The organism is Synechococcus sp. CCY9202, from assembly GCF_034931685.1.
Classification (GTDB): Bacteria; Cyanobacteriota; Cyanobacteriia; order PCC-6307; family Cyanobiaceae; genus CBW1002.
The window spans coordinates 37,046-60,248 of sequence record NZ_JAYGID010000073.1 but is presented as its reverse complement, the minus strand read 5'-3'; the positions used below and the strand labels follow the sequence as shown (position 1 = coordinate 60,248).

Annotated in this window: 20 protein-coding genes; 15 read left to right on the top strand and 5 right to left on the bottom strand. The window is 62.8% G+C overall.

Annotated elements, in window-relative coordinates:
- From VB777_RS10575 to VB777_RS10555, 5 genes are all read left to right on the top strand, one after another.
- On the top strand, positions 1-260 hold a 260-nt coding region (locus VB777_RS10575), incomplete at its 5' end, for a transposase (RefSeq protein WP_323248808.1).
- A 91-nt stretch (positions 261-351) separates the two neighbouring features.
- Complete coding sequence (locus VB777_RS10570; protein ID WP_323248806.1) at positions 352-816, top strand: hypothetical protein; 465 nt, start codon at positions 352-354, stop codon at positions 814-816.
- A gap of 569 nt (positions 817-1,385) precedes the next feature.
- The gene (locus VB777_RS10565; protein ID WP_323248805.1) at positions 1,386-1,679 is read left to right on the top strand and encodes a hypothetical protein; all 294 of its coding nucleotides are present in this window, start codon (positions 1,386-1,388) and stop codon (positions 1,677-1,679) included.
- A 303-nt stretch (positions 1,680-1,982) separates the two neighbouring features.
- Entirely contained in the window at positions 1,983-2,993 is a 1,011-nt protein-coding gene (locus VB777_RS10560) for a 2-hydroxyacid dehydrogenase (protein ID WP_304623200.1), read from the top strand.
- Positions 2,990-5,038 (top strand): isoamylase, encoded by a 2,049-nt coding sequence (locus VB777_RS10555; protein WP_323248803.1) that lies wholly within the window; start codon positions 2,990-2,992, stop codon positions 5,036-5,038. Before VB777_RS10560 ends, VB777_RS10555 begins: the two co-directional genes overlap by 4 nt.
- Here VB777_RS10555 and VB777_RS10550 read toward each other — a convergent pair.
- The 5 genes from VB777_RS10550 to VB777_RS10530 all read right to left on the bottom strand — a co-directional run bounded on the left by VB777_RS10550 (position 5,023) and on the right by VB777_RS10530 (position 12,015).
- Complete coding sequence (locus VB777_RS10550) at positions 5,023-6,156, bottom strand: acetate/propionate family kinase (RefSeq protein ID WP_197159352.1); 1,134 nt, start codon at positions 6,154-6,156, stop codon at positions 5,023-5,025. The two genes, VB777_RS10555 and VB777_RS10550, sit on opposite strands and share 16 nt — an antisense overlap.
- 2 nt (positions 6,157-6,158) lie before the next feature.
- Positions 6,159-8,546 (bottom strand): phosphoketolase, encoded by a 2,388-nt coding sequence (locus VB777_RS10545; RefSeq protein ID WP_197156508.1) that lies wholly within the window; start codon positions 8,544-8,546, stop codon positions 6,159-6,161.
- Positions 8,547-9,496: 950 nt separating this feature from the next.
- Positions 9,497-9,733, bottom strand: a complete 237-nt coding sequence (locus tag VB777_RS10540) for a hypothetical protein (RefSeq protein ID WP_197156510.1) — start codon at positions 9,731-9,733, stop codon at positions 9,497-9,499.
- Between the two features lie 113 nt (positions 9,734-9,846).
- Positions 9,847-10,785, bottom strand: coding sequence for a putative selenate ABC transporter substrate-binding protein (locus VB777_RS10535; RefSeq protein ID WP_323248800.1), 939 nt, complete (start codon positions 10,783-10,785; stop codon positions 9,847-9,849).
- A gap of 51 nt (positions 10,786-10,836) precedes the next feature.
- Complete coding sequence (locus tag VB777_RS10530; RefSeq protein ID WP_323248798.1) at positions 10,837-12,015, bottom strand: pyridoxal phosphate-dependent aminotransferase; 1,179 nt, start codon at positions 12,013-12,015, stop codon at positions 10,837-10,839.
- 246 nt (positions 12,016-12,261) lie between these two features.
- Here VB777_RS10530 and VB777_RS10525 point away from each other — a divergent pair, with 246 nt between their 5' ends.
- The 10 genes from VB777_RS10525 (at position 12,262) to VB777_RS10480 (ending at position 23,158) form a co-directional block, all read left to right on the top strand.
- Positions 12,262-13,935, top strand: coding sequence for an urea transporter (locus tag VB777_RS10525; protein WP_323248796.1), 1,674 nt, complete (start codon positions 12,262-12,264; stop codon positions 13,933-13,935).
- Between the two features lie 81 nt (positions 13,936-14,016).
- Entirely contained in the window at positions 14,017-14,727 is a 711-nt protein-coding gene (locus tag VB777_RS10520) for a uracil-DNA glycosylase (RefSeq protein ID WP_323248794.1), read from the top strand.
- A gap of 11 nt (positions 14,728-14,738) precedes the next feature.
- Positions 14,739-15,197 (top strand): cache domain-containing protein, encoded by a 459-nt coding sequence (locus tag VB777_RS10515; RefSeq protein WP_197170487.1) that lies wholly within the window; start codon positions 14,739-14,741, stop codon positions 15,195-15,197.
- On the top strand, positions 15,158-15,646 hold the full coding sequence (locus VB777_RS10510) for a solute carrier family 23 protein (RefSeq protein ID WP_323248792.1): 489 nt from the start codon (positions 15,158-15,160) through the stop codon (positions 15,644-15,646). The genes VB777_RS10515 and VB777_RS10510 overlap by 40 nt, the downstream gene beginning before the upstream one ends.
- A gap of 44 nt (positions 15,647-15,690) precedes the next feature.
- Positions 15,691-16,968: a (E)-4-hydroxy-3-methylbut-2-enyl-diphosphate synthase gene (gene ispG, locus VB777_RS10505; RefSeq protein WP_231597970.1), complete on the top strand. Its 1,278-nt coding sequence runs from the start codon at positions 15,691-15,693 to the stop codon at positions 16,966-16,968.
- Positions 16,969-17,063: 95 nt separating this feature from the next.
- Positions 17,064-18,395, top strand: coding sequence for a S41 family peptidase (locus VB777_RS10500; protein WP_197156526.1), 1,332 nt, complete (start codon positions 17,064-17,066; stop codon positions 18,393-18,395).
- A gap of 434 nt (positions 18,396-18,829) precedes the next feature.
- Positions 18,830-20,296: a V-type ATP synthase subunit B gene (locus tag VB777_RS10495; protein WP_323248790.1), complete on the top strand. Its 1,467-nt coding sequence runs from the start codon at positions 18,830-18,832 to the stop codon at positions 20,294-20,296.
- Positions 20,293-20,904: a V-type ATP synthase subunit D gene (locus tag VB777_RS10490; protein ID WP_323248788.1), complete on the top strand. Its 612-nt coding sequence runs from the start codon at positions 20,293-20,295 to the stop codon at positions 20,902-20,904. Before VB777_RS10495 ends, VB777_RS10490 begins: the two co-directional genes overlap by 4 nt.
- Positions 20,901-22,709: a V-type ATP synthase subunit I gene (locus VB777_RS10485; RefSeq protein WP_323248786.1), complete on the top strand. Its 1,809-nt coding sequence runs from the start codon at positions 20,901-20,903 to the stop codon at positions 22,707-22,709. The genes VB777_RS10490 and VB777_RS10485 overlap by 4 nt, the downstream gene beginning before the upstream one ends.
- Positions 22,706-23,158, top strand: a complete 453-nt coding sequence (locus VB777_RS10480) for an ATP synthase subunit C (protein ID WP_197156532.1) — start codon at positions 22,706-22,708, stop codon at positions 23,156-23,158. The genes VB777_RS10485 and VB777_RS10480 overlap by 4 nt, the downstream gene beginning before the upstream one ends.
- Positions 23,159-23,203 lie beyond the last annotated feature (45 nt).

The following is a 23,203-nucleotide window of genomic DNA, read 5'->3' as shown; positions in this document are numbered from 1 at the left end:
TAGTGAACGGACGCCATCCCAATGAGCTGCCTGAATTCCACTGGATCAACACGATACTCAGCAACCTGAAAACCAGCTTCAGCGGCACGTTTCACGCCTTGCGATTCGATAAGTACGCCGACCGCTATCTGGGCGCCTTCACTTACCGTTTCAACCGGCGCTTCAATCTTTCGGCGATGACAGACCGGGTGGTTCATGCCGTCTGTATCTGCACCGCACGTCCCGAGCGTCTCCTCAGGAGAGCGGAGCTTGCTACCTAATCAAGAAATGGAATGAACGCCAGTGACGCCACGTCACGCAAGCCGATACTTCGCGCTTCTGCTTTCAGGGGCGTCGATCCTGGCTGGAGCAATGCTGCATCCCTCTCCTGGCACAGCCCAGAGCATCCCACCCGATCAGAAACCGCTGTACGAACTGGAAACCGATTGTTCGATCAAGCAGGGGCCGATGCAGAAATGCCGGGTGGATGTCTACGATCAGGGTACTGTGACCTACTACCGGCACCGGATCGGCACGCAGGTTGAGCTGATCAGAATCTCCGATGACCCTGAGAATCGGATCGAACGTTTCGACCCCAAGGGAAAAGCCTGGGTTTCCGTCGCGTCAGCGTCAGGGCAATTCTCAACCAATACGATCTGCTTCAACGGGCGTGAGTTCTGCGTAGTCAATCCCAACTTTCTGAACAGCCTCTACGAGCAGCGCCCCGGCGAATACCGAGAGCGTGATCGAGTCGAGGTGATGTTTGACAGCAAAGGCAGAGTGAAGGCGTCCTGCTTTGATGACGGCTGCGGCCGGCGCATTGGAGCCGACCTGTGAGACGTATCCAATCCTCCGGATTCACGCTTGCGGCGTCATCACTCCTGCTGAGCGCGATGGTGGCCATGCCCTGTGGCGCTGAAACTCTCCCAACTGAATCGCTGGGATGGACCCAGAGTCTTGCCAGCGGGGTCAACCCTTCGCCCGGGCACGAACGGCTCAATCGAGAGTTGGCAAAAAAAGGCGGAGGAAGCAGAGGCGGCGGCGGTAGCAGAGGCGGCAGCAGTCGAGGGCGAAGCGGAAGCAGAATCGGGCCCAGTAGCGGTGGTCGAACGGGTTTCGGTCGACAGGGAATCAACCGGGGCAGTTACCGGCCCACCAGTGGCTGGGGCCGCAGCAGCCATGGCCTCCGAAACCTCCCCCGAAGCATTCCCCGGAACAGCAGCGGAATCATCTGGCGGGGCAGGGGATCGTCCGGCGCCGTCTGGGGGAGGGCTCGCCGGCCAACCACACTCATCCGGCGGACTCCGGGGTGGGCGCGGCAAGGCTGGCGCCGGGCCCGTCCCTGGGGCTGGGGCTGGTACGGACGCTCGCGCAGACCCAGCTGGGGGTGGTGGAATTCCAGGGCAGTGGGTTGGGGCCTCGGCGCCCTGGCGGCCTCATCGCTGATCAACAACCTGATCGACGCCGCCGTCGACGCCGGCAATCCCACCGTGATCGTTCCCGATACGCAGCTGGGCCTCCGTTACGAGAGTATTCAGCCGGTCGACAGCACATCAACCACGTTCTGGGCCGAGCGAGAGAACACGATGTATCAGCTCACTGCAGACTGCGAGCAGGGCCTGCTGGATGGGGAGCCACCGGCCACCCCAGAAGAAGCCCAGTTGCTCAATGCTTCGTGCCAGGTGGCATTTGGAGAATAAAGCTGGCCCTGGAGCCAGCAGTAGACGCTCAGTGGGAATGCAGCATCCAAGCCATTTCGTCAAGGGCGACAATAGGTTTTCCACAGAATAGAGAGCGGGCTACCTGCGCATCGCCGATCAGGTTGCCAGAGAGCTCGGCAGTGAGATTCCTGGCCGGATCAACCCAGCAACAACCGAGGCACAACCAGGCACCTCTGCATTCACACTCTGAATTCACAGTTCCTCGCCCCTGCACAAATCTGATCTGAACGGAATCACGGCTAGATTGCCAGTCACACCTGAGCATCAGCAGAGGCCATCACCTTGAACAGTCCAGGCCTGTCGGCAGCGGTGTTTGACACGAAACCCTACGATCGCATTCACCTTCCCGCGGCAACGGGCGCAGACGTTCAGCTGCGTTTCCTGAACTTTCGCCTCACTGCCGAAACCGCCGCCGCGGCACTTGGCGACCGTGCCGTTTGCGCCTTTGTCAACGACACTGTGGACAGGGATTGCCTCCAGCAGCTTTCCTCTCAAGGCACCGAACTACTGGCCCTACGCTGCACAGGATTCAATCATGTGGATCTCTCCGCAGCTCGTGACCATGGCATCACTGTCACCCGGGTTCCAACCTATTCGCCCAACGCTGTAGCGGAACATGCTGTGGCGTTGCTGCTCACTCTCAACCGCAGGATCCACCGCGCCTTCAATCGCGTTCGAGAGTTGAATTTCTCCCTGCAGGGGCTAGTGGGCTTTGATCTGAACGCCAAAACTGCAGGCATTGTCGGAACCGGCAAAATCGGCCGCATTGTTGCTCGCATCCTGCGCGGCTTTGGGATGGTGGTTGTAGCCTACGACCCCTACCCTGATGCAGCATGGGCAGCTCGTGAAGGCATCACTTACGTGGATCCATTCACCTTGGCAAGCCTCAGTGATGTGATTTCCCTCCACATCCCACTCACTCCCGAAACACACCACATCATCCGCCGCGAAACCATAGAACGCATGAAGCCCGGAGTCGTCTTGGTAAATGTGAGTAGGGGAGCACTCATCGATACTGCAGCCTTGATCGATGCACTGAAATCCGGCCGTCTGGGTGGCGTAGCTCTTGACGTCTACGAAGAGGAGGAAGGCGTATTCTTCGAGGATCTCTCCGGAACCGTGCTGCAGGATGATCTTCTGGCACGAATGCTGACCTTTCCGAATGTGCTGATCACAGCTCATCAGGCCTTTCTCACCCATGAAGCACTGATGGACATCGCTCGCACCACAGGGGCAAATCTTCGGGCTCTTGCAGCAGGAGGTTCCTTCGTGGATGGCTCCGTGCTCACGTGACCCCCCCCCTCAACAACTCAATGACCAAGTCCACGAATGGAAGGAGCCACCCGATCGGCGCCACTGTGGAGCGCGGTGGGGCCAACTTCTGCCTGTTTTCCAGAACGGCATCGGCTGTGGAGCTGCTGTTGTTCAACGGGGTGAACGATTCTCACCCATCACAGGTGGTGACGCTGGATCCGTTGGAGCATCGCACCTACCACTATTGGCACGCTTTTGTGGCAGGGGTGGAAGCCGGTCAGCTGTATGGCTACCGCGTCCACGGGCCGTGGGACCCTTCGCGCGGGTTGTGCTTCGATGCTGCGAAGGTGTTGCTCGATCCCTATGGACGCGCTGTGGCCATCACAGAAGGTACGGGATTGATGAAAAGTGTGGTTGTTGATCCAGGAGCCTACGATTGGCAGGGTGATCAACCTTTGCGCCATCCCTGTGCCCGCACGATCATCTATGAAATGCATATCCGTGGCTTCACGGCCCATCCGAGTTCCGGAGTTTCCGAGGAGAAGCGAGGAACCTATGCCGGCCTGATCGCCAAGATTCCCTATCTCCAGGATCTCGGCATCACTGCTGTGGAGCTGTTACCGGTGTTCGCCTTTGATCGCCAGGCTGCACCCGCTGGTCAGACGAACTACTGGGGCTACCAGCCCCTGGGATTCTTCGCCCCCCATCCCGGCTACAGCTGTGGGGACGACCCGCTGGCGGCTGTCAACCAATTCCGCGACATGGTGAAGGCCCTGCATCGTGCAGGGATTGAGGTGATTCTCGATGTGGTGTTCAACCACACGGCCGAGGGAGGATTGAACGGGCCCACCTTCTGCTTCCGGGGAATCGACAATCCCAATTACTACCTGCTCAAGGACGGCGGGAGTCAATACGCCGACTACTCAGGCTGTGGGAACAGCCTGAATGCCAACCACCCTGTTGTGCGACGGATGATTATCGACAGCCTTCGTTACTGGGTTGGCGAGATGCACGTCGATGGCTTTCGTTTTGACCTTGCCTCCATCCTCGCCCGCGATTCGGCCGGGAATGTGCTTCCCAATCCCCCGGTTCTCTGGGACATTGAGTCGGACCCGCAGCTGGCGGGCACCAAGCTGATTGCTGAAGCCTGGGATGCGGCGGGGCTCTATCAGGTTGGCAGTTTCGTTGGCGACAGCTGGCGTGAATGGAACGGCCGTTTCCGCGACGATGCCCGTGATTTCTTTCGCAGCACACCGGGTTCCTTAGGACGATTCGCCGACCGACTGATTGGCAGCCCCCAAATCTACGGGCATAAAGAGCGTGAAGCGGAGCAAAGTATCAATTTCGTGACCTGTCACGATGGATTCACGCTCAACGATCTGGTTTCCTACAACCACAAGCATAATGAGGCCAATGGGGAACAGAATCGCGACGGCTGCGACGACAACCGTAGCTGGAACTGTGGCGTGGAAGGACCAAGCAACGACCCCGCAGTGGAACAGTTGCGGGCTCGGCAGATCCGGAACTTCATCGCTGTCACCCTGCTGTCTCTGGGCATCCCCATGCTGCTGATGGGCGATGAGGTCAGACGCTCCCAGCACGGCAACAACAACAGCTATGGGATGGATGATCCCGTGAACTGGTTCGACTGGACCCTGCTGCAACAGCATGCCGATCTGCATCGTTTTGTGAAACTGATGATCAGCCGACGATTGCTACGCGACCTTCACTCGGAACAGGAACGAACCCCCCTGAATGTTCTGATCCGTGATGCCACCAAGGCCTGGCATGGCAGTCGTCTCAACAACCCCGACTGGGGGGAGGACTCACACAGCATTGGCCTCACAATTCAGCTGAAGCGTGAAAACAGCTGGCTTCATCTGATCCTGAATGGCTACTGGAAGCCCCTTGACTTCGAGCTTCCCTTGATCGGCACAAACACTGTCACATCATGGCGGCGCTGGTTAGACACATCGCTCGCTTCTCCCAACGATATCGTGCCTTGGGAGATGGCCCCATCACACAGCGGGAATGCATACGCAGCCGCAGAACGATCCGTCGTCGTTCTTTATACGACTGGATGAGGCATGCAACTGCGCGCGATCAGGCCCTCTTCGTCGGCCGCAATCCTCAGCAGATCCACGGGCCTGAGCCAGGCCACGGCCTCCTCCAGTTCGGCCAGCAGGGCATCGTCGTGCTCGCCGATGCCTCCGGTGAGGGCGATCACATCCACACCCCCGAGGCACGCCGCCATCGCACCGATACCGGCCAGAAGTCTGTGCCGGAACACCGCCAGAGCCAACAAGGCCCCCTCGTGGCCAGCAGTGGCAGCAACCCTCAACTCCCGCATGTCGGCACTCAGACCGGAGAGGCCGAGCAGACCGCTCTCGGTCTGAAGGCCGCGCTCGAGGAGCGCCGGCGACAGGCCCTGCTCCAGCAGGTGCAGCAGCACTCCCGGATCCACAGAGCCACTGCGGGTGGCCATCACCAGGCCCTCCATCGGCGTGTAACCCATGGTGGTGTCGAGGCTGCGGCCAGCTCGGATGGCGCAGAGCGAGCAGCCGGCCCCCAGATGGCAGCTGATCAGACGAAGGGGCTGAGCAGCCGTCCTCGGACGATCGGCATAGAGCCGACTGACCGTTTCACTGACATGCTGATGGCTCAATCCATGGAAGCCAAAGCGGCGCAGGCCCTGAGTCCGCCAGGCCTGGGGCAGGGCATAGGTGCTGGCCTCGGGTGGCAGGGTGCAGTGGAAGGCGGTGTCAAAGCAGGCCCACTGGGGAAGCTGAGGCCGCCAGTTGCCCACCCAGCCCATCACCCTCAGGGCCGGACCGTTGTGCAGCGGTGCCAGGGGCACCAGCTGCTCGAGAGCCTTGAGAGCCTCCGGGTCGAGCAGGGTGGGACCGATGAACCGCTCGCCGCCATGAACCACGCGGTGGGCCACCAGAAGCAGATCGACCTGCAGAGCCTCCAGCGCTGCGGGCAACCAGCCTGCGAGCACCTGCTCCAAAGCACCGACGGCGCGACTGTCCTCCCCGATTGCCGCTGCGGCAGCGTCGCCGTCCTGGTCGCCGGGGTGCCAGGGGCGCTGATCACGCCAGAGGCAGGCTCCATCTGGAGTGAACAGGGCAGCCTTGAGGCTGGAGCTACCCGCATTGAGAACCAGGAGCGCTACATCTGGCGCAGGAATCTGGCCAGCCATACCTAGGTCGCGACCGGCAGGGTCCAACGCCAGTCGGTGACTTCCGGTGCATCCATTCCGTGGGTATGGGCGTACTCACGGTGCCGAAGAATCGCCTCCTTCATGCGTTCCTTGAGGTGGGCGGCCCGGGAGCCAAGCGACGGAACACGATCGATCACATCCATCACCAGGTTGAAACGATCGATCTGGTTGTTCATCGCCAGCTCCAGCGGGGTGTTGATGTTGCCCTTTTCCTTGTAGCCGCGCACGTGGAAATTGGAATGGTTCGTGCGGCGATAAGTGAGGCGGTGAATCAGCCACGGATAGCCGTGGAAGTTGAAGATCACCGGCTTGTCGGTGGTGAAGATCGTATCGAAATCGCGATCCGACAAGCCATGGGGATGCTCCGTGGGCTGGGTGAGGGCAAACAGCTTGACCACATTGACAACCCGGATCTTGAGTTGCGGAATCTCAAGGCGGAGGATCTCCACGGCTGCCAGGGTCTCCTTGGAGGGAATGTCGCCGGCGCAGGCCATCACCACATCCGGATCATCAGGCTCAGTTCCGCAATCGTCGTTGCTGGCCCAGCGCACGATGCCGATGCCCTTGGCCACATGGACACGGGCTTGCTCCAGGGTGAGATACTGGAGGTGCTTCTGCTTATCGGAGACGATGATGTTGCACACGTTCGGCTCCAGCAGCGCCTCTTCAGCCACCGCCAGCAGGCAGTTGGCATCGGGCGGCAGATAGACCCGAACCACTTCACCGCTCTTGTTACCGGCCAGGTCGATGAAACCCGGGTCCTGATGGGTGAAACCGTTGTGATCCTGCCGCCAGACGGTGGAAGAAATCAGACAGTTCCAGGCACCGATCGGGGCGCGCCAGGGAGCGTGATGAATGCACGACTCCAGCCACTTGGCGTGTTGATTGAACATCGAGGCGATCACATGCGCGAAAGCTTCGTAGGTGTGGAAGAAGCCATAGCGTCCCGTCAGCAGATAGCCCTCCATCATTCCCACCAGGGTGTGCTCGGAGAGCATCTCCACCACCCGTCCGTCGCGGGCGAGTTCACTGCCGCCGGCATCCTCCGGCAGGAGTTCCTCCATCCAGACTTTCTTGCTCACCTCGTAGATGGCCTGAAGGCGGTTGGAGGAGGTTTCATCAGGGCCGAACACCCGCAGGGAATCGGGGTTGCGGGCGATCGTGTCACGCAGCAGGGCTCCGAGAGCGGCCGTGTTCTCGTACTCCGTCTGACCCGGCTGCTCCACCGGCACGGCATAAGCCTCGATCGGCGCCAGCCGCAGGCTGCGGCGCAGTTGGCCGCCATTGGCATGGGGGCTTGAGCCCATGCGGCGATCACCCCGGGGGGAAAGCGTCTGCAGGTCGGAGCGGAGGGTTCCGTTGGCATCGAACAACTCGTCGGGCCGGTAACTCCGCAGCCAGCTCTCGAGCATGGCCAGCTGTTCCGGATCCTTGTTGGGCGCCGCCAGCGGCACCTGGTGGGAACGCCAGAATCCTTCCAGTTTCTTGCCGTGGAATTCCTGCGGACCGGTCCAGCCCTTGGGGGAGCGAAGCACGATCATGGGCCAGGCTGGTCGCAGGGCCTCAGCAGATGTGCGGCAGTCCTCCCGCACCCGCTGGATTGTCCCAATGGCCTGATCCATGGCATCGGCCATGGCGCGATGCATCGCCATGGGCTCACTGCCCTCCACGAAGATCGGCTCCCAGCCATAGCCCCGCATCAGGCTCTCGAGCTCCTGGTGGGGAATGCGGGCCAGCAAGGTGGGATTGGCGATCTTGTAACCGTTCAGGTGCAACACCGGCAGTACGGCGCCATCACTGATCGGGTTGAGGAACTTGTTGATGTGCCAGGAGGTGGCCAGGGGTCCGGTTTCAGCCTCACCGTCCCCGACGCAGGCGAGGGCGATCAGGTTCGGATTGTCGAACACCGCCCCGCAGGCGTGCGACAGCACATAGCCCAGCTCACCACCTTCGTGGATCGAGCCTGGGGTTTCGGGGGTGCAGTGGGAACCGATATGGCCCGGAAAGGAAAACTGCTTGAAGAAGCGCCGCATCCCCTCGGCATCCTGTGATTTGTCGGGATAAACCTCGCTGTAGCTTCCATCGAGGTAGGTGGGCCCCAGCACCCCCGGAGCGCCGTGGCCCGGACCGGAGAGGTAGATCATCTCCAGGTCGTGATGACGGATCACCCTGTTGGCATGGGCCCAGATGAACGCCTGGCCCGGACTGGAACCCCAGTGACCCAGCAGACGCTTCTTGATGTGCTCAAAGCGCAGGGGTTCCGCCAGCAGGGGGTTGTCCTGGAGATAGATCATCCCCACGGCAAGGTAGTTGGCGGCACGCCACCAGGCGTCGACAAGATTCAGCTCCTGGTCACGATCGAGGTCCATAGGAGCAGCAAGCGATTCTCACTATCTTCGCATGCCGCTGAAGCCTTGATAGGCATATCCTAACCACGCGTTAACGCCTGACGCATCGGCGTAGAAGTCCAGAGAGGAGTTCCAGGGAGGAATTCCAAGGAGAGCTGTTGATTCAGAAAGCGAAAACAGCTGGATCAAGGGCAGCCAGCGGCCAGCCAGTTGCGAGGAAACCTCTGCGCAGAAGAATCAAATCCACCAGGACACACTGTTCAGCAGATTAAATCTACTTGAAGCAGCTTTAGCGCCAGAGAAGAAGCCCGAAAACCATTCAAAACGCCTACACGACTGCTGCAGAGCCACAACCACCCCAACACAGCCTCAGGCCGCCCCGCCCCTGCTGCAATGCCATCCATGAAGGGAAGCGCCAACCTGAAAGCCTAAGAGCCTGCTGAAAAAGTCCCGAGGTCGCCATGACTTGAGTCTGACCTCTGGGCGCAGCGCCCGTGAACACTGGGCTCGGAGTCAGGCGTTCCCGGGCTGAATGGCCCTTGAAGGGGTTTTTCAGCAGTCTCCTAAACACCTATCGCGGTAGCCAGAGACCGTCAGCAGCACTCCGCTGCGGATGGAGAACACTCGCTACCTGGCCCGAGACCGCTCCGGAATACGCCGCCAAAGACCTCACGCTCAGTCGCAGGCAAGACCATGACAAGGTCACCCAGAGGACCAAGCCAGAATCACTATCGATTGAAGAAATCGCTTGAAGAAAGAGTCCAGAATTGACGCCTGAAGGCCCATCGCTCAGGGGCATGATTCCCGCGATCGCCACAGTCTAAGCCTCAATATTCTCATGCATCTTCAGCACGGTTGAACATCGTTGCCAAGCCTTGCAATCCAAGCTCCAGAATCGATTGACCATCCCACCGGATCGGTCAAGGCTGAAGCGCAGCTCCACCTGAACCGACAGCAGAGGCCCCCACGCATCATTCGGCCTGGTGCTGGTCCAGCAAGCCCTGCAGATCGGCTTCCCACTGCACCCGTTCGGCGGGGTCCCCCACCAGGGTGAGCGCGCCGCTTTCAGGCCACCAGTTCAGCCGCAGATTGGTCTGCTGCTCGTCAAACACAAACAGTTCGTAGGCCCCCTTGTGCTCCCAGTGGCCGGGATGGCCGAGGCGCTCCACGAGGCTGCGCAACTCCTCCAGGGTTCCGGAAAACTGCATGGACGGACCTTCATGAAGCTGAGGGAACGCTAAGCACAATTTCGGCCGCTTTCCACAGGAGGCCAGGCCAACCCCCAGCCTCCAAGGCTCAGTTCTGCCCTCGCCTGAGCAGATCAGCGAATCTTGCCGATCTGCCGTCCCACCTGCTCGATCTTCTGGTAGTCCGACGCCTGGGCCTGGGTGAACTGCTGGGCGCCGAACAGCTCAAGAATCTGCTTCTGCTCGGGATCCTTCTGCCTCCAGCTCACGATCGCCGCCTGGATACGGCCCGTGAAGCCCTTGCCAAAGCGCTTGTCCAGGCCTGGCTGGGCGATCCAGTGGTAGTCGGGATAGGGCGGTGTACGCCAGATCGCGATCACCTTGCTTCGGTTCACCTTGCCCTCCCGCAGGCTGCTCTTCCAGACCTGCTCATTCACCACGCCGGCCTGATACGCACCGCTCTGCACCAGGGCGATCGTGGCGTCGTGGCTGCCACTGAACCCCGGTGCACCCCCGGCGAAGGATTTGAGGCTCACACCGGCCTGATTGAGGAAATACTGGGGCATCAGCCGGCCGGAGGTGGAACTCTCGGACCCGAAGGTGAAGCGCTTGCCCTTGAGAGCCGTCAGGCCCTTCTGGTTGCTGAGGGGCTTGAGGCCACTGGCGGTGTTGGCGATGAACACGCTGTGGAACGCGGCATCGATGTCGCGCTGGGCAATCACCGTCGCCCCCGGCTTCTGCAGACGGGCCTGCACGCCGGTGAGGCCACCGAACCAGACCAGATCGAGATTGCCGGTGCGGAATGCACTCACGGCAGCGGTGTAGTCGGTCATGGGCACGTACTTCACCGGCACGCCCAATTGCTGACTCAGCTCATCGGCCACCAGGCCGTAGAGCCGATTCAGCTTCTCGGGGTTCTGGTCGGGGATGGCGCTGATACGCAGCACGGTCTGCTGGGCCTCAGCCCGGCTCAGCAGCGGAGCGGCCTGGGGGTTGAGCGGAGGCAGGACCGCCGGCAGCAGGGCCAGGGAGAGACCTGCCAGCACGGCGGTCCAGCGGGCGCGGGGCGTCATGGTTGGTTGCAAGGGTGGAAAAAACCCCGCTGCAGCGGCAGCGCCGCAAGATCAGAGGGTGGCCAGGCAACGCTGGAGACGCCCGAGGCCGTCGTTGATCGTGGTAGGCGAAGCGGCGCACGACAGACGGATGCAACGATCATCTCCGAAAGCCACACCCGGCACTACCGCCAGGCCCACCTCCTCCAGCAGCAGCCTGCAGAGCGCCATCGAATCGAGGCCATAGGCACTGACGTCCGGGAAGGCGTAGAAAGCCCCCTGCGGCGCGCGCAGGGTCACACCCGCAATCGCCTGCAGGCCTTCGGTGAGCAGAGTGCGGCGCTGATTGAACTGCTCTGCCATCGCGATCACGCAGTCGCGCGGGCCGCTCACCGCGGCCAGGGCTCCGTACTGGGCAAAGCTGCAGACATTGCTGGTGCTCTGGCTCTGCAGGGCGCTGGCGGCGGCCACCACGGCCCGGGGCCCCGCCAGCCAGCCGATGCGCCAGCCGGTCATCGCCCAGCCCTTGGCGAAGCCGTTGACAATGAAAATCCTGTCGGCCAGATCGGGGGCCACCGCCGCGAAGCTGTGGTGGCTGTGGCCCGGGGCCAGCAGGAATTCATAAATTTCATCGCAGACCACAGCCACATGGGGATGGCGGCGCAGCACCGCGGCGATCGCCTCGAGATCAGCCCGGCTGAGCACCATGCCGGTGGGGTTGGAGGGGCTGTTCAGCACCAGCAACTTGCTGGCTGGCGTGATGGCGGCGTCCAGCTGCTCGGCCCGCAGGCGGAAGCCTGCGCTGGCATCACTGGGCAGCAGCTTCACCGAAGCACCGGCCAGCTGGGCGAGTTCCGGGTAGCTGAGCCAGTAGGGGGAGGGAAGCAACACCTCATCGCCAGGGCCCAGCAGCACCTGGAAGAGGTTGTAGAGCGCCTGCTTGCCACCGTTGGTCACCAGCACCTGGTCACTGCTGGTGGACACCCCGTTCTCCGCCGAGAGCTTGGTGGCGATCGCCTGGCGCAGCTCCGGCTCACCAGCGGCTGGGCCATAGCGGGTATGACCGCTCTCGAGGGCCTCCGCTGCGGCCGTGCGGATGAAGGCTGGCGTATCGAAATCAGGTTCGCCGGCACTGAGGCTGCAGATATCCCGCCCCTCAGAGCGCAGCTGCTTGGCTTTGGCGGCGATCGCCAGGGTGAGAGAGGGCTGCAACGCCTGCGCCCGGGCAGACAGCGTCAACGGGGCCGGCATGGGACAGGCGCGCCAACGGGGCGCAGCTTCGGCGAAGGGGTCATCCTGCCCTATGCCCTGCAGCCTTTGGCCTGGGCCCTTCACCAATCGCCACGCCGCCCATCAGGAGCATGCCCGTGAGGTCCTGGTAGCCAGGGTGACGGCAGTTCCGGTCGCGTCGATGGAGATTCAAAGCGTTCTGCTACGGGGTTCGCGGAGTAGGACGCGGCGTCGCTCTCCATGACATCGCCTGCAACCGGACCCGGAATGGAGAACGCCCCCCAGGTCACTGCCTACGGACTGCTGCAGGCTCTGCTGCCCGAGGCACCCCGGCCCAGCAGTCTTCTTGAGCGCCTCCTTCCGACCAGCGGAACCCTGCACGCCCGCACGGATCCCTGGATCGCCGGACGTTCCCATCTGGCCGAGCTTTTCTGCGGCTTGCGATCGGTGGGCCAGGTCATCCTGATCAACAATCCCCTCAGTGGGGCTGTGCTGCTGCTCGCACTGTTGCTGCAGTCCGGCTGGATGGCCGCATTCGCGGTGCTCGGCATTGCCGGTGCCCATGCCATGGAAATCGCCATGGCATGGGATCCCTCCTCCAGGAGGCAGGGGATCGTGGGCTTCAACGGGGCCTTGGTGGGATGCGCCCTTGCCTTGGTTGCGCCCCCTGCTGGCCCCGCCCTGGTGCTCTGGTTGGTGTTGGTACCGCTCGCGGGTGCATTGAGTGCGGCCTGCCTGGAGGGGCTGAGGAGCTGGTGGTTTGGGAGGACCGGGTTGCCTCCCCTTTCCCTGCCGGCTTGCCTGATCGGCTGGCTGCTGCCGCTGCTGCTGGCTGGTCTCGGCGCAATCGGCATCCAGACCGATCCGGTGGAACCATCACTGTCATTGTCCGCTTCCTTGCCCTTTGCCGGGGAGGGTTCCCCCTTGCCATGGCTGGTGCAAGGTGTTGTACGGGGTTTCGGTCAGGTTTTTCTCTGTACAGGATTACCCAGCGGAATGCTGGTGCTCCTGTCGGTCCTTTTGGCCAGTCCAGTGGCGGCACTCCTCGGGGCCCTGGGGGCACTGACAGCAGCTCTGACAGGCCTTCTGCTGGGGCTAAACTCGTGGGAAGAGGTGATCTCAGGAGCGTACGGTTTCAACGCTGTCCTGGCTGCCATCGCCTTGGGCGGCATCTTTTTTGCACCCACCCGCCGGAGTGTGCCGATCGCCATCGCCGGTGCCGCTCTCACCATTCCGCTGGAGCGGATCCTTCTGGCACCCTTGACCAGGGTTGGCTTGCCCCTCTCCTCACTCCCCTTCGTCCTCGCCACCTGGCTGATGCTTGTGATGGTGCGGCGAAGACTGCCGGCCCTGGTTCCGGTGGCCCTTCACGCGATCCTCACCCCCGAGGAGCATCGCCGTCGTTTTCGAGTGGCCCGCCGCCTGCTGGCCGACTTCCGCCACCGCCTGCACCATGCCGCCTCCCCGGGTACGGGTCCAGGTCCATCTCTGGCCTCCTTCATGCAACCCGCTCTGGTGGCGAAATGGCTGGAGCTCTTTCGCCAGCTCGACCTCGATTCCAGCGGCTGTCTTTCCTTGAAGGAGTTACGGCGCGCCCTGGCGGGCGATTGTGCTCAACAGAGTCCTGCGGAGGTCAGAGCGTTGCTGGATCGGGTGCTGCGGCACATGGACCTGAACAGGGACGGCCGCCTGGATGCAGCGGAATTCGTGGAAATGGTCCTGCGGCTGCAGCGCCTTTCCCAGGGCCATGAACGCCTGCTGACCTACCTGCTGCCCGTCGATGCCAATGCCGATGGTCACCTCGATCGGGCTGAACTCCAGCGGCTGTTGCGCAGTGTCGGTGCCCGTCCCCTACAGCCCGAAGAGGAGGTCAGAATCTTCGGTCCACAGCAGCGCCCCCTGACCTGGGGTGAATTTGTGGATCTACTTCTGCTCAGCTGAACCACTCATGTGAGCCGTAGGGTCATGGTCGGCGGATCTCCGATGCCCCGAGACAGGATTCCGCGGAACATTTCGCTGCCTATGAACCCTTTGATCCCCTCCCAGGAGGGCCAGCAGCCGGATGTCTTCCAGGCCGAGCGCTACAGCCCGGCCCTGCAGCCCACCAGAGACGCTTCACTCGCTGAATTCGCAGCCGCCTGTGCCGGTTGCCGCCGCTGTGGTCTAGTGCTGGGGCGCCAGCAGGTGGTGGTGAGCCGCGGCAATCCAACCGCGCGCCTGATGGTGATCGGTGAGGGGCCCGGGGCCCAGGAAGACGCCACGGGGCTGCCTTTCGTGGGGCGCGCCGGCCAGCTGCTCGACCAGATGCTGGCGAGTGTGGGGTTGGACAGCAACCGGGATGCCTACATCTGCAACGTGGTGAAGTGCCGCCCACCCGACAACCGCAAGCCCACAGCCGAGGAGATGGCGGCATGCCTCCCCTGGCTGGAACGGCAGATCCAGCTGGTGGATCCAGCGGTGATCGTGCTGGCCGGCGCCACCGCCCTGGAAGGGGTGCTGGGGGTGAAGGGGGGGATCACCAAGCTGCGAGGCCAATGGCGCCAGGGCAGCGGCACGGTGCTGGGTGCCCGCTGGCTGATGCCGCTGTTCCACCCCTCCTACCTGCTGCGCAATCCCTCCCGGCAGCAGGGCAGCCCCAAGTGGTTCACCTGGCAGGACCTGCAGGAGGTGCGGCGGCGCCTGGGTGAACTGGAGGCCGCCGCGGCCGGCAGTTCCCAGGGCGATCCGGCGTGAAGACCGCTCGCATGGCAGCAGGTCAATGCAGGCGCCTGCTGGTGGGGGCTGTGCTCGCGCCACTGCTCGCCGCCTGCGGCAGGCCACCGCAGGCCGAGAAGGCTGCGCCGCTCTATCGCTTCCGCGACACCCGCGACCTGGTGAGCCTGGTGGAGGACGGTGCGGCCCACCTGGAGCAGAAGGGTCTGCAGGCCCTCAAGGACTTCTCCAGGCCAGGGTCACGCTGGCTCCATGGCAACGACTATCTGTTTGTCTACGACGCCGATGGCACCAACCTCTTTCATCCCATTTTCCCTGAATTTCAAGGCCGCAACATGGGTCAGCTGCGCGATGTGACAGGCCAGCCGGTGGTGGATCGGATCGTGGCTATGGCCCGCAGGCCGGGGCCCAGGGCCAGCGGGTCAACGACGCCGACTGGCAGGAGCCGGAGATGGCCTCGGTACAGGGGGGGCTGCTCGCCGACGGCCTGACGGTGACCCTTTCGGGCCTGCTGGGCGGCATGGCCTCCGACACGTCCGCCAGCAACGTGGCCCTCAGCCAGGCCTCCGGGGCAACCAGCCGGGTGCTCGCCTACTGGGCTGGCGGCCTGTTCGCCCTGCTGGCATTCTCGCCGCGCCTCACCGCCGTGCTGGCCCTGATCCCCGACCCCGTTGTGGGGGCGATCTTGGTGTACATCATCGCCCTGGTGATCAGCTCGGGCCTGCGGATGATGGTCAGCAAGCCGCTCAGCCCCGCATCCGGCTACGTGCTGGGAACGGCCCTGGTGGTGGGCCTGAGTCTGGATATCCTGCCCCAGCTTTACCTCCACCTGCCGGCCTGGCTGCGCCCCCTGTTCAGCTCCTCACTCACCCTGTCCACGGTGGTGGCGATCCTGCTCACCCAGCTGCTGCGATTGCTGCAGCGTCCAGCCGCCAGCTGACGGTTCTGTGTGACAGGCTTGGCGCGTCTTCCGGCCCCACAGCGATGACCGCCGCCCCGGCCCGCAACCCAAGCGCCGCCGACAGCGCAGTGAACAGCGCCGCCCACAGTGCCGATGCGGCCATTCCCGACTGGGCCAACAACCCTCGCTACGACACGGTGATCCGCCGTCGCAAGACCCGCAGCGTGCGGGTGGGCGACGTGTTGGTGGGCAGCGACCACCCGGTGGTGGTGCAGTCGATGATCAACGAGGACACCCTCGACATCCCTGGCGCAACCGCCGGCATCCGCCGCCTGCATGAAGCCGGCTGTGAGATCGTGCGCCTCACAGTGCCGAGCCTCGCCCATGCCAAGGCGGTGGGCGAGATCCGCAAACGCCTGGAAGACAGCTACCGCCCGGTACCGCTGGTGGCTGACGTGCACCACAACGGCATGAAGATCGCCCTGGAGGTGGCCCAGCACGTCGACAAGGTGCGGATCAACCCAGGGCTCTACGTGTTCGACAAGCCCGACCCGAACCGCACCGAATTCACCCCCGAGGAGGTGGCCGCCATCGGCGAGCGCATCCAGACCACCCTCGAACCGCTCGTGAGCCTGCTCAAGGAGCAGGACAAGGGCCTGCGCATCGGTGTGAACCACGGCTCCCTGGCGGAGCGGATGCTGTTCACCTACGGCGACACCCCTCTGGGAATGGTGGAGAGCGCCATGGAGTTCATCCACATCTGCGACCGCCTCGATTTCCACAACATCGTCGTGTCGATGAAGGCCTCGCGGGCGCCGGTGATGCTGGCCGCCTACCGGATGATGGCCGACCGCATGGATGCCGAGGGCTTCCACTACCCGCTTCACCTTGGAGTGACCGAGGCGGGTGACGGCGACTACGGCCGCATCAAGAGCACCGCCGGCATCGCCACCCTGCTGGCCGAGGGGCTTGGTGACACGATCCGCGTGTCGCTCACCGAGGCGCCGGAGAAGGAGATCCCTGTCTGCTACTCGATCCTGCAGGCCCTGGGGCTGCGCAAGACGATGGTGGAGTACGTGGCCTGCCCCAGCTGCGGCCGCACCCTCTTCAACCTGGAGGAGGTGCTGCACAAGGTGCGCTCCGCCACCGCCCACCTCACGGGTCTGGACATCGCCGTGATGGGCTGCATCGTGAACGGCCCCGGCGAGATGGCCGATGCCGACTACGGCTACGTGGGCAAGACCCCCGGCACCATCTCCCTGTACCGCGGCCGCGAGGAGATCCGCCGGGTGCCGGAGGCCGAGGGGGTGGAGGCGCTGATCGCCCTGATCCGCGAGGACGGCCGCTGGGTGGATCCCTGAACCTTCGCCGGTGATGGTGCGGAGATCCGTTACGACGGAATCGGCCACGGGGGTTACGTTAAAGGGACATTCACTGACGACGGGAGCGCAAGCTGATGGCCAGAGGTCGCGCCGGCATCCTGGTGCTGGTTGGCTTGAGCGCCTGTGCGGCCACTGCCGTCATGGCCCGCGAGCTGGTGATGGCCCCCGGAGGCAGTCCCCTGGTGAGCGACAGCCCCAAGGAGGTGATGGACCAGGCCTGGCAGATCGTCTTCCGGGATTATCTGGACACCACCGGCAAGTACACCCCCGATCGCTGGCGGCAGCTGCGTCGCGACATCCTGGCCAAGAGTTACGGCAATCCCAAGGAGGCCTATGAGGCCATCCGCGGCATGCTGGGCAGCCTTGACGACCCTTACACCCGTTTCCTGGATCCACGGGAATTCAAGGAGATGCAGATCGACACCTCCGGAGAGCTCTCCGGGGTGGGAATCCAGTTGAGCATTGACAAGGAGACCAAGGAATTGATCGTGGTGAGCCCGATCGACGGGTCACCGGCCTCCAGAGCGGGGGTGCAGCCGAAGGATGTGATCACGGCGATCGACGGCAAGACGACCAAGGGCATGACCACCGAGGATGCGGTCAAGCTGATCCGCGGCCAGGCCGGAAGCAAGGTGAATCTCACGCTGCGCCGCAAAGGTCAATTGATTGAGGTGCCACTGATGCGGGCGAGGATTGAACTGCACGCGGTGGATCATCAGATCAACACAACCCGGGAAGGCCTCAAGGTCGGTTACATCCGCCTCAAGCAATTCAACGCCAATGCCACAAAGGATATGCGGCTGGCGGTGAAGGATCTTGAGGAGAAGGGTGTGCAGGGCTATGTACTAGACCTGCGCAGCAATCCCGGCGGCCTGCTGATGGCCAGCGTCGAGATTGCCCGGCAATGGCTGAACGAGGGCACGATCGTATCGACCAAGACCCGGGACGGCATCCAGGATGTGAAGCGGGCCACCGGCCGGGCACTCACAGAAAAGCCCCTGGTGATCCTGGTCAACGAAGGATCTGCCAGCGCCAGCGAAATTCTCTCCGGTGCTCTGCAGGACAACAAGCGGGCCGTGCTGGTCGGGCAGAAGACCTTCGGCAAAGGTTTGGTGCAATCCGTGCGTGGCCTGTCGGACGGCTCCGGCATGACCGTGACGATTGCCAAGTACCTCACACCCAGTGGCCGCGACATCCACAAGCACGGCATCGATCCCGACGTGCCGGCCAAGATGACTGAGGCGGAGGCTCAGAAGCTCAAGCTTGAGGATCTGGGTACCGCCAAGGACACCCAGTACCGGGCCGCCGAATCCACCCTGATGAAGCAGCTGCGCATCACCGCCACGTCCGGTAGCACCTACAAGCCCGGCAGCGCAAACCTGCCGGCGGCCCTGGGTAGCCGCTGAATCGGGATTCTGGGGCAACAGTCAAGCCTCAGGCCAGCGGGGCCCACTGCCAGCCCGTGATCCTGGCTTTGGCCTGCACGTGCCTTGAGAGACCCCATTCTTTTCAGCCATTCCCTTTGGAGCCACTGCCGTTGATCCACTGCCGTTGATCCACTGCCGCTGATCCACTGCCATCCCAGGCCTTGATGTCCAGCAGCTTCTGCCCTTGGAAAGCCACATTGTTTGTGACCCCTGTCCGATCGCAACCCCTGACTGGTGATAGAGCTGCAGGTGGATGACAGCTCAGTACCCTTCGGCCGCTGGCAGGTTTTGACGACAAAGATGCCGCAGGGAGCTGACGATCTGAAGCTGAATGCCTAGGGTGCAAGAAGAACCTTCCGGTTCTCCGGAGTGAAACTTCAACCCAGAAGCCCAGGGGCTGCGACTGCCACGACATGAGCCTTTTCGCCAGTTACTCGAAGATCCTCGAGATCGTGGGCGACATCATCCGGGTGGAGGTTCCTGCCGGAGAAGAAGTGGGTGAGAATACACCCCGCTTCAACGATCTTGCGGTCCTGCAGAACGCCAACGGCAGTGGTTCTCTGGCCCAGGTGATTGATCTGAAGCAGGGCTCGGTGGCCCTGCAGGTGTTTCGTGGAACCAAGGGGGTCTCGACCAACTCGCAGGTACGCTTTCTCGGCCATCCGATGACGGCCACCTATTCCGACAACATCCTCGGCAGGGTGTTTCGCGGCACCGGCGAGCCGATGGATGGTGGACCCGAACTTTCGCAGGATCCCCGGGTGCCAATCGGCGGTCCATCGGTGAATCCGATGTGCCGCATCCTGGCCTCCAAGCTGATCCGCACAAACGTGCCGATGATTGATATTTACAACTGTCTGGTGGAAAGCCAGAAGATTCCGATCTTCTCCATCTCCGGCGAACCGTTCAATCCCTTCCTGGCACGGATCGGCATTCAGGCGGATGCCGATGTGGTGGTCTTCGGCGGTCTGGGTCTGATCTTCGACGACTACTACGCCTTCCGCAAGACCTTCGAAGAAGCGGGTGTCTTCCCCCGCACGGTGATGTTCGTCAATCTGGCCTCCGACCCGATCGTGGAACGGATCCTGATCCCCGACATGGCCCTGGCGGTGGCCGAGAAATTTGCCGTGGAAGAAGGAAAACGGGTGCTGGTGCTGCTCAGCGACATGACCTCCTTTGCCGATGGTCTCAAGGAGATCAGCATCGCCATGGATCAGGTACCGGCCAACCGCGGCTACCCGGGAGACCTTTACTCCCAGCTGGCGCGCCGGTACGAAAAGGCTGCCGATTACGCCAAGGGGGGCTCGGTGACGCTGCTCACCGTCACCACCATGCCTGGCGGCGATGTGACCCACCCGGTGCCGGACAACACCGGCTATATCACCGAAGGGCAGTTCTATCTGCACGACGGCATGATCGATCCCTTCGGCTCGCTGTCGCGGCTCAAGCAGAACGTGATCGGCAAGGTGACCCGGGAAGACCACAGCCAGATCATGAACACCACGATCCGGCTGTATGCCGGCGCCAGGGATGCGCAGCAGAAGCAGGCCATGGCATTCGAGCTCTCGGACTACGACCGCAAACTGATCCACTTCGGCGACCTCTTCCGTGATCGCTTCATGGACATCAATGTGGATCTACCGCTGGAGGCAGCCCTGGATCTGGCCTGGCAGACCCTGGCCGAGTGCTTCGAGCCTCAGGAGTTGCTGATGAAGCAGGAACTGATCGACAAGTACTTTCCCCATCCAGTTCCTTCGAAGCCAACTCCTGCCCAGCCAACTTCAACGCAGCCAGCTTCAACCCAGCCAGCTTCAACGCAACCAGATTCTTCGCAGCCAGGCTCTCCGCCATCAGGCCCGCAGACAACCACCGTCGCATGAGCAGACTCTCCCTCACCAAAGCCTCCCTCAGCCGGCAGAAGGGTCTGCTCAAGACCTATCACGACGTCTTGCCGTCCCTGGACCTCAAACGTCGTCAACTCAGTGCGGAGCGAGAAGCCGCCCGCCAGCAGCTGGAGGAGGCCCGAACCCGGGCGGCCGCCATCGAGGCGGAGGTTGGGAAATCCTGTCCGATGCTGGCCCACGAGCGGATCGACCTCTCGGATCTGGTGACCATCACCGCCGTTCATCAACAGGAGGAAAACCTGATGGGCACCCGCCTGCCGAAACTGCAAGGGGTGGACTTCCGGGTGGCCGACTATGGCTTGCTGAGCCGGCCCTTCTGGGTGGATGCCGTGGTGGGCTGGCTGCAGGAGGCCCTGCGCAATCAGCTGCAACTGCAGGTGGCCGAGAAGCGGCTGGAGCTGCTGCGACAGGCCGAGCGCAAGGTGACCCAACGGTTCAATCTGTTCGATCGGGTGCTGATCCCCCGGACCCGCAGCAACATCAGACAGATCACCATCTACCTGGCCGATGCGGAGCGCGCCGGGGTGGTGAATTCCAAGATCGCCAAACGCAAGAAACAACGGGACATCGCCGTGGCGCCATGACGATCATTCCTCTGGCCAAGCTCACGCTGTTCGGGCTCTCGGCCGACCGGAAACCCCTGCTCGATGGCCTCCAGAGCCTCGGCTGCGTGCATCTGATCCCCCTGACCAGCACCACGGAAGACGAGAATTTCGTGGTCGCACGGCCCAGCGAAGACGCCCGCAAGGCCCTGCGCTATCTGATGGATGTGCGGCGACGGCGCCATCAGACGAGGGTCGATGCCACGTTTGATTTCGACCGCATCGTGGCCGAAGCCCTGGCCAACAGGCAACGCAAGCAGCAGGCCGAGGATCGGGTGCTGGCCCTGGGCAAGCGACTGGATGAACTGGAGCCCTGGGGAGACTTCAGCCTTCCCGATCAGGATGGACTGGCGGGCAATCTCCTGTGGTTCTACCGGGTGCCCCACCCCAAGGCCGCCGCATTTCGTGGTGCCCTTGGCAGTCTTGGTCTGCCCTGGCAATTGCTGCACGAATCCCCCGCCCATGGGTATTACGCCCTGATCGCCGAGCAGGAACCCGATCAGGCACTCCTGCCCGTGGCCCGTTCCCATGTGGGGTCCCAATCCCATCGGGATGTGCAGCGCCAGTTCGATGACGCCCGCACCGCCCTGGAGGATGTGGAGGCCGCGCACGAATCGCTCAGCCGCTGGGTGTTTCTGCTCTCCAAACACCTCACCCGGGCCGAGGACGCCCAGGCGCGGGAGCAGGCCAGCGGCATGGCCCTCGATGACGACACGCTGGTGCAACTGCAGGGCTGGATTCCTCGCCCCGCCCTGCCCCGTCTCGACGCGTTTGCGCAACAGCACGGGCTGGCCTATCTCGCCGAGGTGCCGGAGCCGAAGGACTCCCCACCCACCCTGTTGCGCAACCCCACCACCCTGAGCGGCGGCCAGGATCTGGTCACCTTTTACGAGACCCCGGGCTACCGCGACTGGGATCCCTCGATCGTGGTTTTTTTCTCGTTCGCGTTCTTCTTCGCCATGATCATGGCGGACGCCGGCTATGCCCTGGTGCTGGGGCTGGTGGTAGGCCTGAAGTGGACAGCGATGGGGCGCTCGTCCGGTGGACGCCACTTCCGCATTCTGGCGGTTGTGGGCCTGGTGATGGCGCTGATCTATGGAATTCTGGCCGGCAGCTATTTCGGCGTAGCACCTCCAGCTGGTTCCCTGTTGGCGCACTGCAAGCTGCTGGATCTCAATGATTTCGCCGCGATGATGAAGCTGTCGCTGGTGGTGGGCTGTGCCCACCTGCTCCTGGCCAATGGCGTGGTGGCCCTGCGGGGCCAGTCGCTGGCCCAGACGGCACCACCGATCGGCTGGATGGCGGTGATTCTGGGCGGGATGACGCTCTATCTCAGCCAGGCCGAGGCTCCCTTCCTTCACATGGGCATCGGCCTGATAGCGGGTGGACTGCTCACCGTTCTGCTGCTCAGCAGTGAACGCCGTATCAGCCATCCGGCCGATCTGCTGCTGCGCCTGCTGGACGGGCTGGGATCGCTCACCGCCATCTCGAAGTTATTCGGCGATGTGATGAGTTACCTCCGTCTGTTTGCCCTGGGCCTGGCGAGCGCTTCCCTGGCGATCACCTTCAACCAGCTGGCTGGGCAGGTCTCACACTCGGGCCTGGCCTTGGGTGTGCCGATTGCCCTGTTGATTCTGGTGCTGGGCCATGGCATCAATCTGTTGCTGGCGATCATCAGTGGATTTGTGCACGGCCTACGGTTGAACTTCATTGAATTCTTCAACTGGGGGCTGTCCGGGGAAGGTGTTCCCTTCAGGCCTTTCATCAAAAAGGAGCTTGCCTCTTGAACGACCATTTCTCTCTACTCGCTCTCGGCTGGATCGGGATTTATGCCCCGGTCGCTCTGGGGGCGATCGGTGCCGCGATCGGCTGCACCATTGCCGGTCAGGCAGCGATCGGCGCGATGATGGAAGTCAACAGCGGCTACGGTCGTTTTGTCGGCCTTTCGGCGCTGCCATCGTCGATGTCGATCTACGGCATTGTGGTGATGTTCATCCTCAACAGGCCGGTGATCCCGGCCAATGCCGGGGCCCTGTTCGGCCTGGGCACTCTGTCGGGACTCGCCTTTCTGATTGCCGCGATCTATCAGGGTCTCTGCTGCGCTTCGGCGATCGCCGGATCGAAGTCGAAGCCGGAGATTTTCGGCCTGGCCTTGGCACCGGCCGCAATCGTGGAGGGCTTCGCCGTCTTTGCCTTTGTGTTCGCCCTGGTGGCTGCCGGTGGGATTCCCAAGTAAGTCACCCCTATCACGTCCAACTCTGTGATCCGCTGTTCCCCCTCC

Excerpts from the sequence above, each read along its gene's own strand:
- VB777_RS10520 (WP_323248794.1), top strand. The coding sequence starts at position 14,017 with ATGAACCCTTTGATCCCCTCCCAGGAGGGCCAGCAGCCGGATGTCTTC.
- VB777_RS10530 (WP_323248798.1), bottom strand. The coding sequence starts at position 12,015 with ATGCCGGCCCCGTTGACGCTGTCTGCCCGGGCGCAGGCGTTGCAGCCC.
- VB777_RS10550 (WP_197159352.1), bottom strand. The coding sequence starts at position 6,156 with ATGGCTGGCCAGATTCCTGCGCCAGATGTAGCGCTCCTGGTTCTCAAT.
- ispG (WP_231597970.1), top strand. The coding sequence starts at position 15,691 with ATGACCGCCGCCCCGGCCCGCAACCCAAGCGCCGCCGACAGCGCAGTG.
- VB777_RS10525 (WP_323248796.1), top strand. The coding sequence starts at position 12,262 with ATGGAGAACGCCCCCCAGGTCACTGCCTACGGACTGCTGCAGGCTCTG.
- VB777_RS10510 (WP_323248792.1), top strand. The coding sequence starts at position 15,158 with ATGGCCTCGGTACAGGGGGGGCTGCTCGCCGACGGCCTGACGGTGACC.
- VB777_RS10490 (WP_323248788.1), top strand. The coding sequence starts at position 20,293 with ATGAGCAGACTCTCCCTCACCAAAGCCTCCCTCAGCCGGCAGAAGGGT.
- VB777_RS10515 (WP_197170487.1), top strand. The coding sequence starts at position 14,739 with ATGGCAGCAGGTCAATGCAGGCGCCTGCTGGTGGGGGCTGTGCTCGCG.
- VB777_RS10545 (WP_197156508.1), bottom strand. The coding sequence starts at position 8,546 with ATGGACCTCGATCGTGACCAGGAGCTGAATCTTGTCGACGCCTGGTGG.
- VB777_RS10485 (WP_323248786.1), top strand. The coding sequence starts at position 20,901 with ATGACGATCATTCCTCTGGCCAAGCTCACGCTGTTCGGGCTCTCGGCC.
- VB777_RS10500 (WP_197156526.1), top strand. The coding sequence starts at position 17,064 with ATGGCCAGAGGTCGCGCCGGCATCCTGGTGCTGGTTGGCTTGAGCGCC.
- VB777_RS10540 (WP_197156510.1), bottom strand. The coding sequence starts at position 9,733 with ATGCAGTTTTCCGGAACCCTGGAGGAGTTGCGCAGCCTCGTGGAGCGC.
- VB777_RS10495 (WP_323248790.1), top strand. The coding sequence starts at position 18,830 with ATGAGCCTTTTCGCCAGTTACTCGAAGATCCTCGAGATCGTGGGCGAC.
- VB777_RS10570 (WP_323248806.1), top strand. The coding sequence starts at position 352 with ATGCTGCATCCCTCTCCTGGCACAGCCCAGAGCATCCCACCCGATCAG.
- VB777_RS10535 (WP_323248800.1), bottom strand. The coding sequence starts at position 10,785 with ATGACGCCCCGCGCCCGCTGGACCGCCGTGCTGGCAGGTCTCTCCCTG.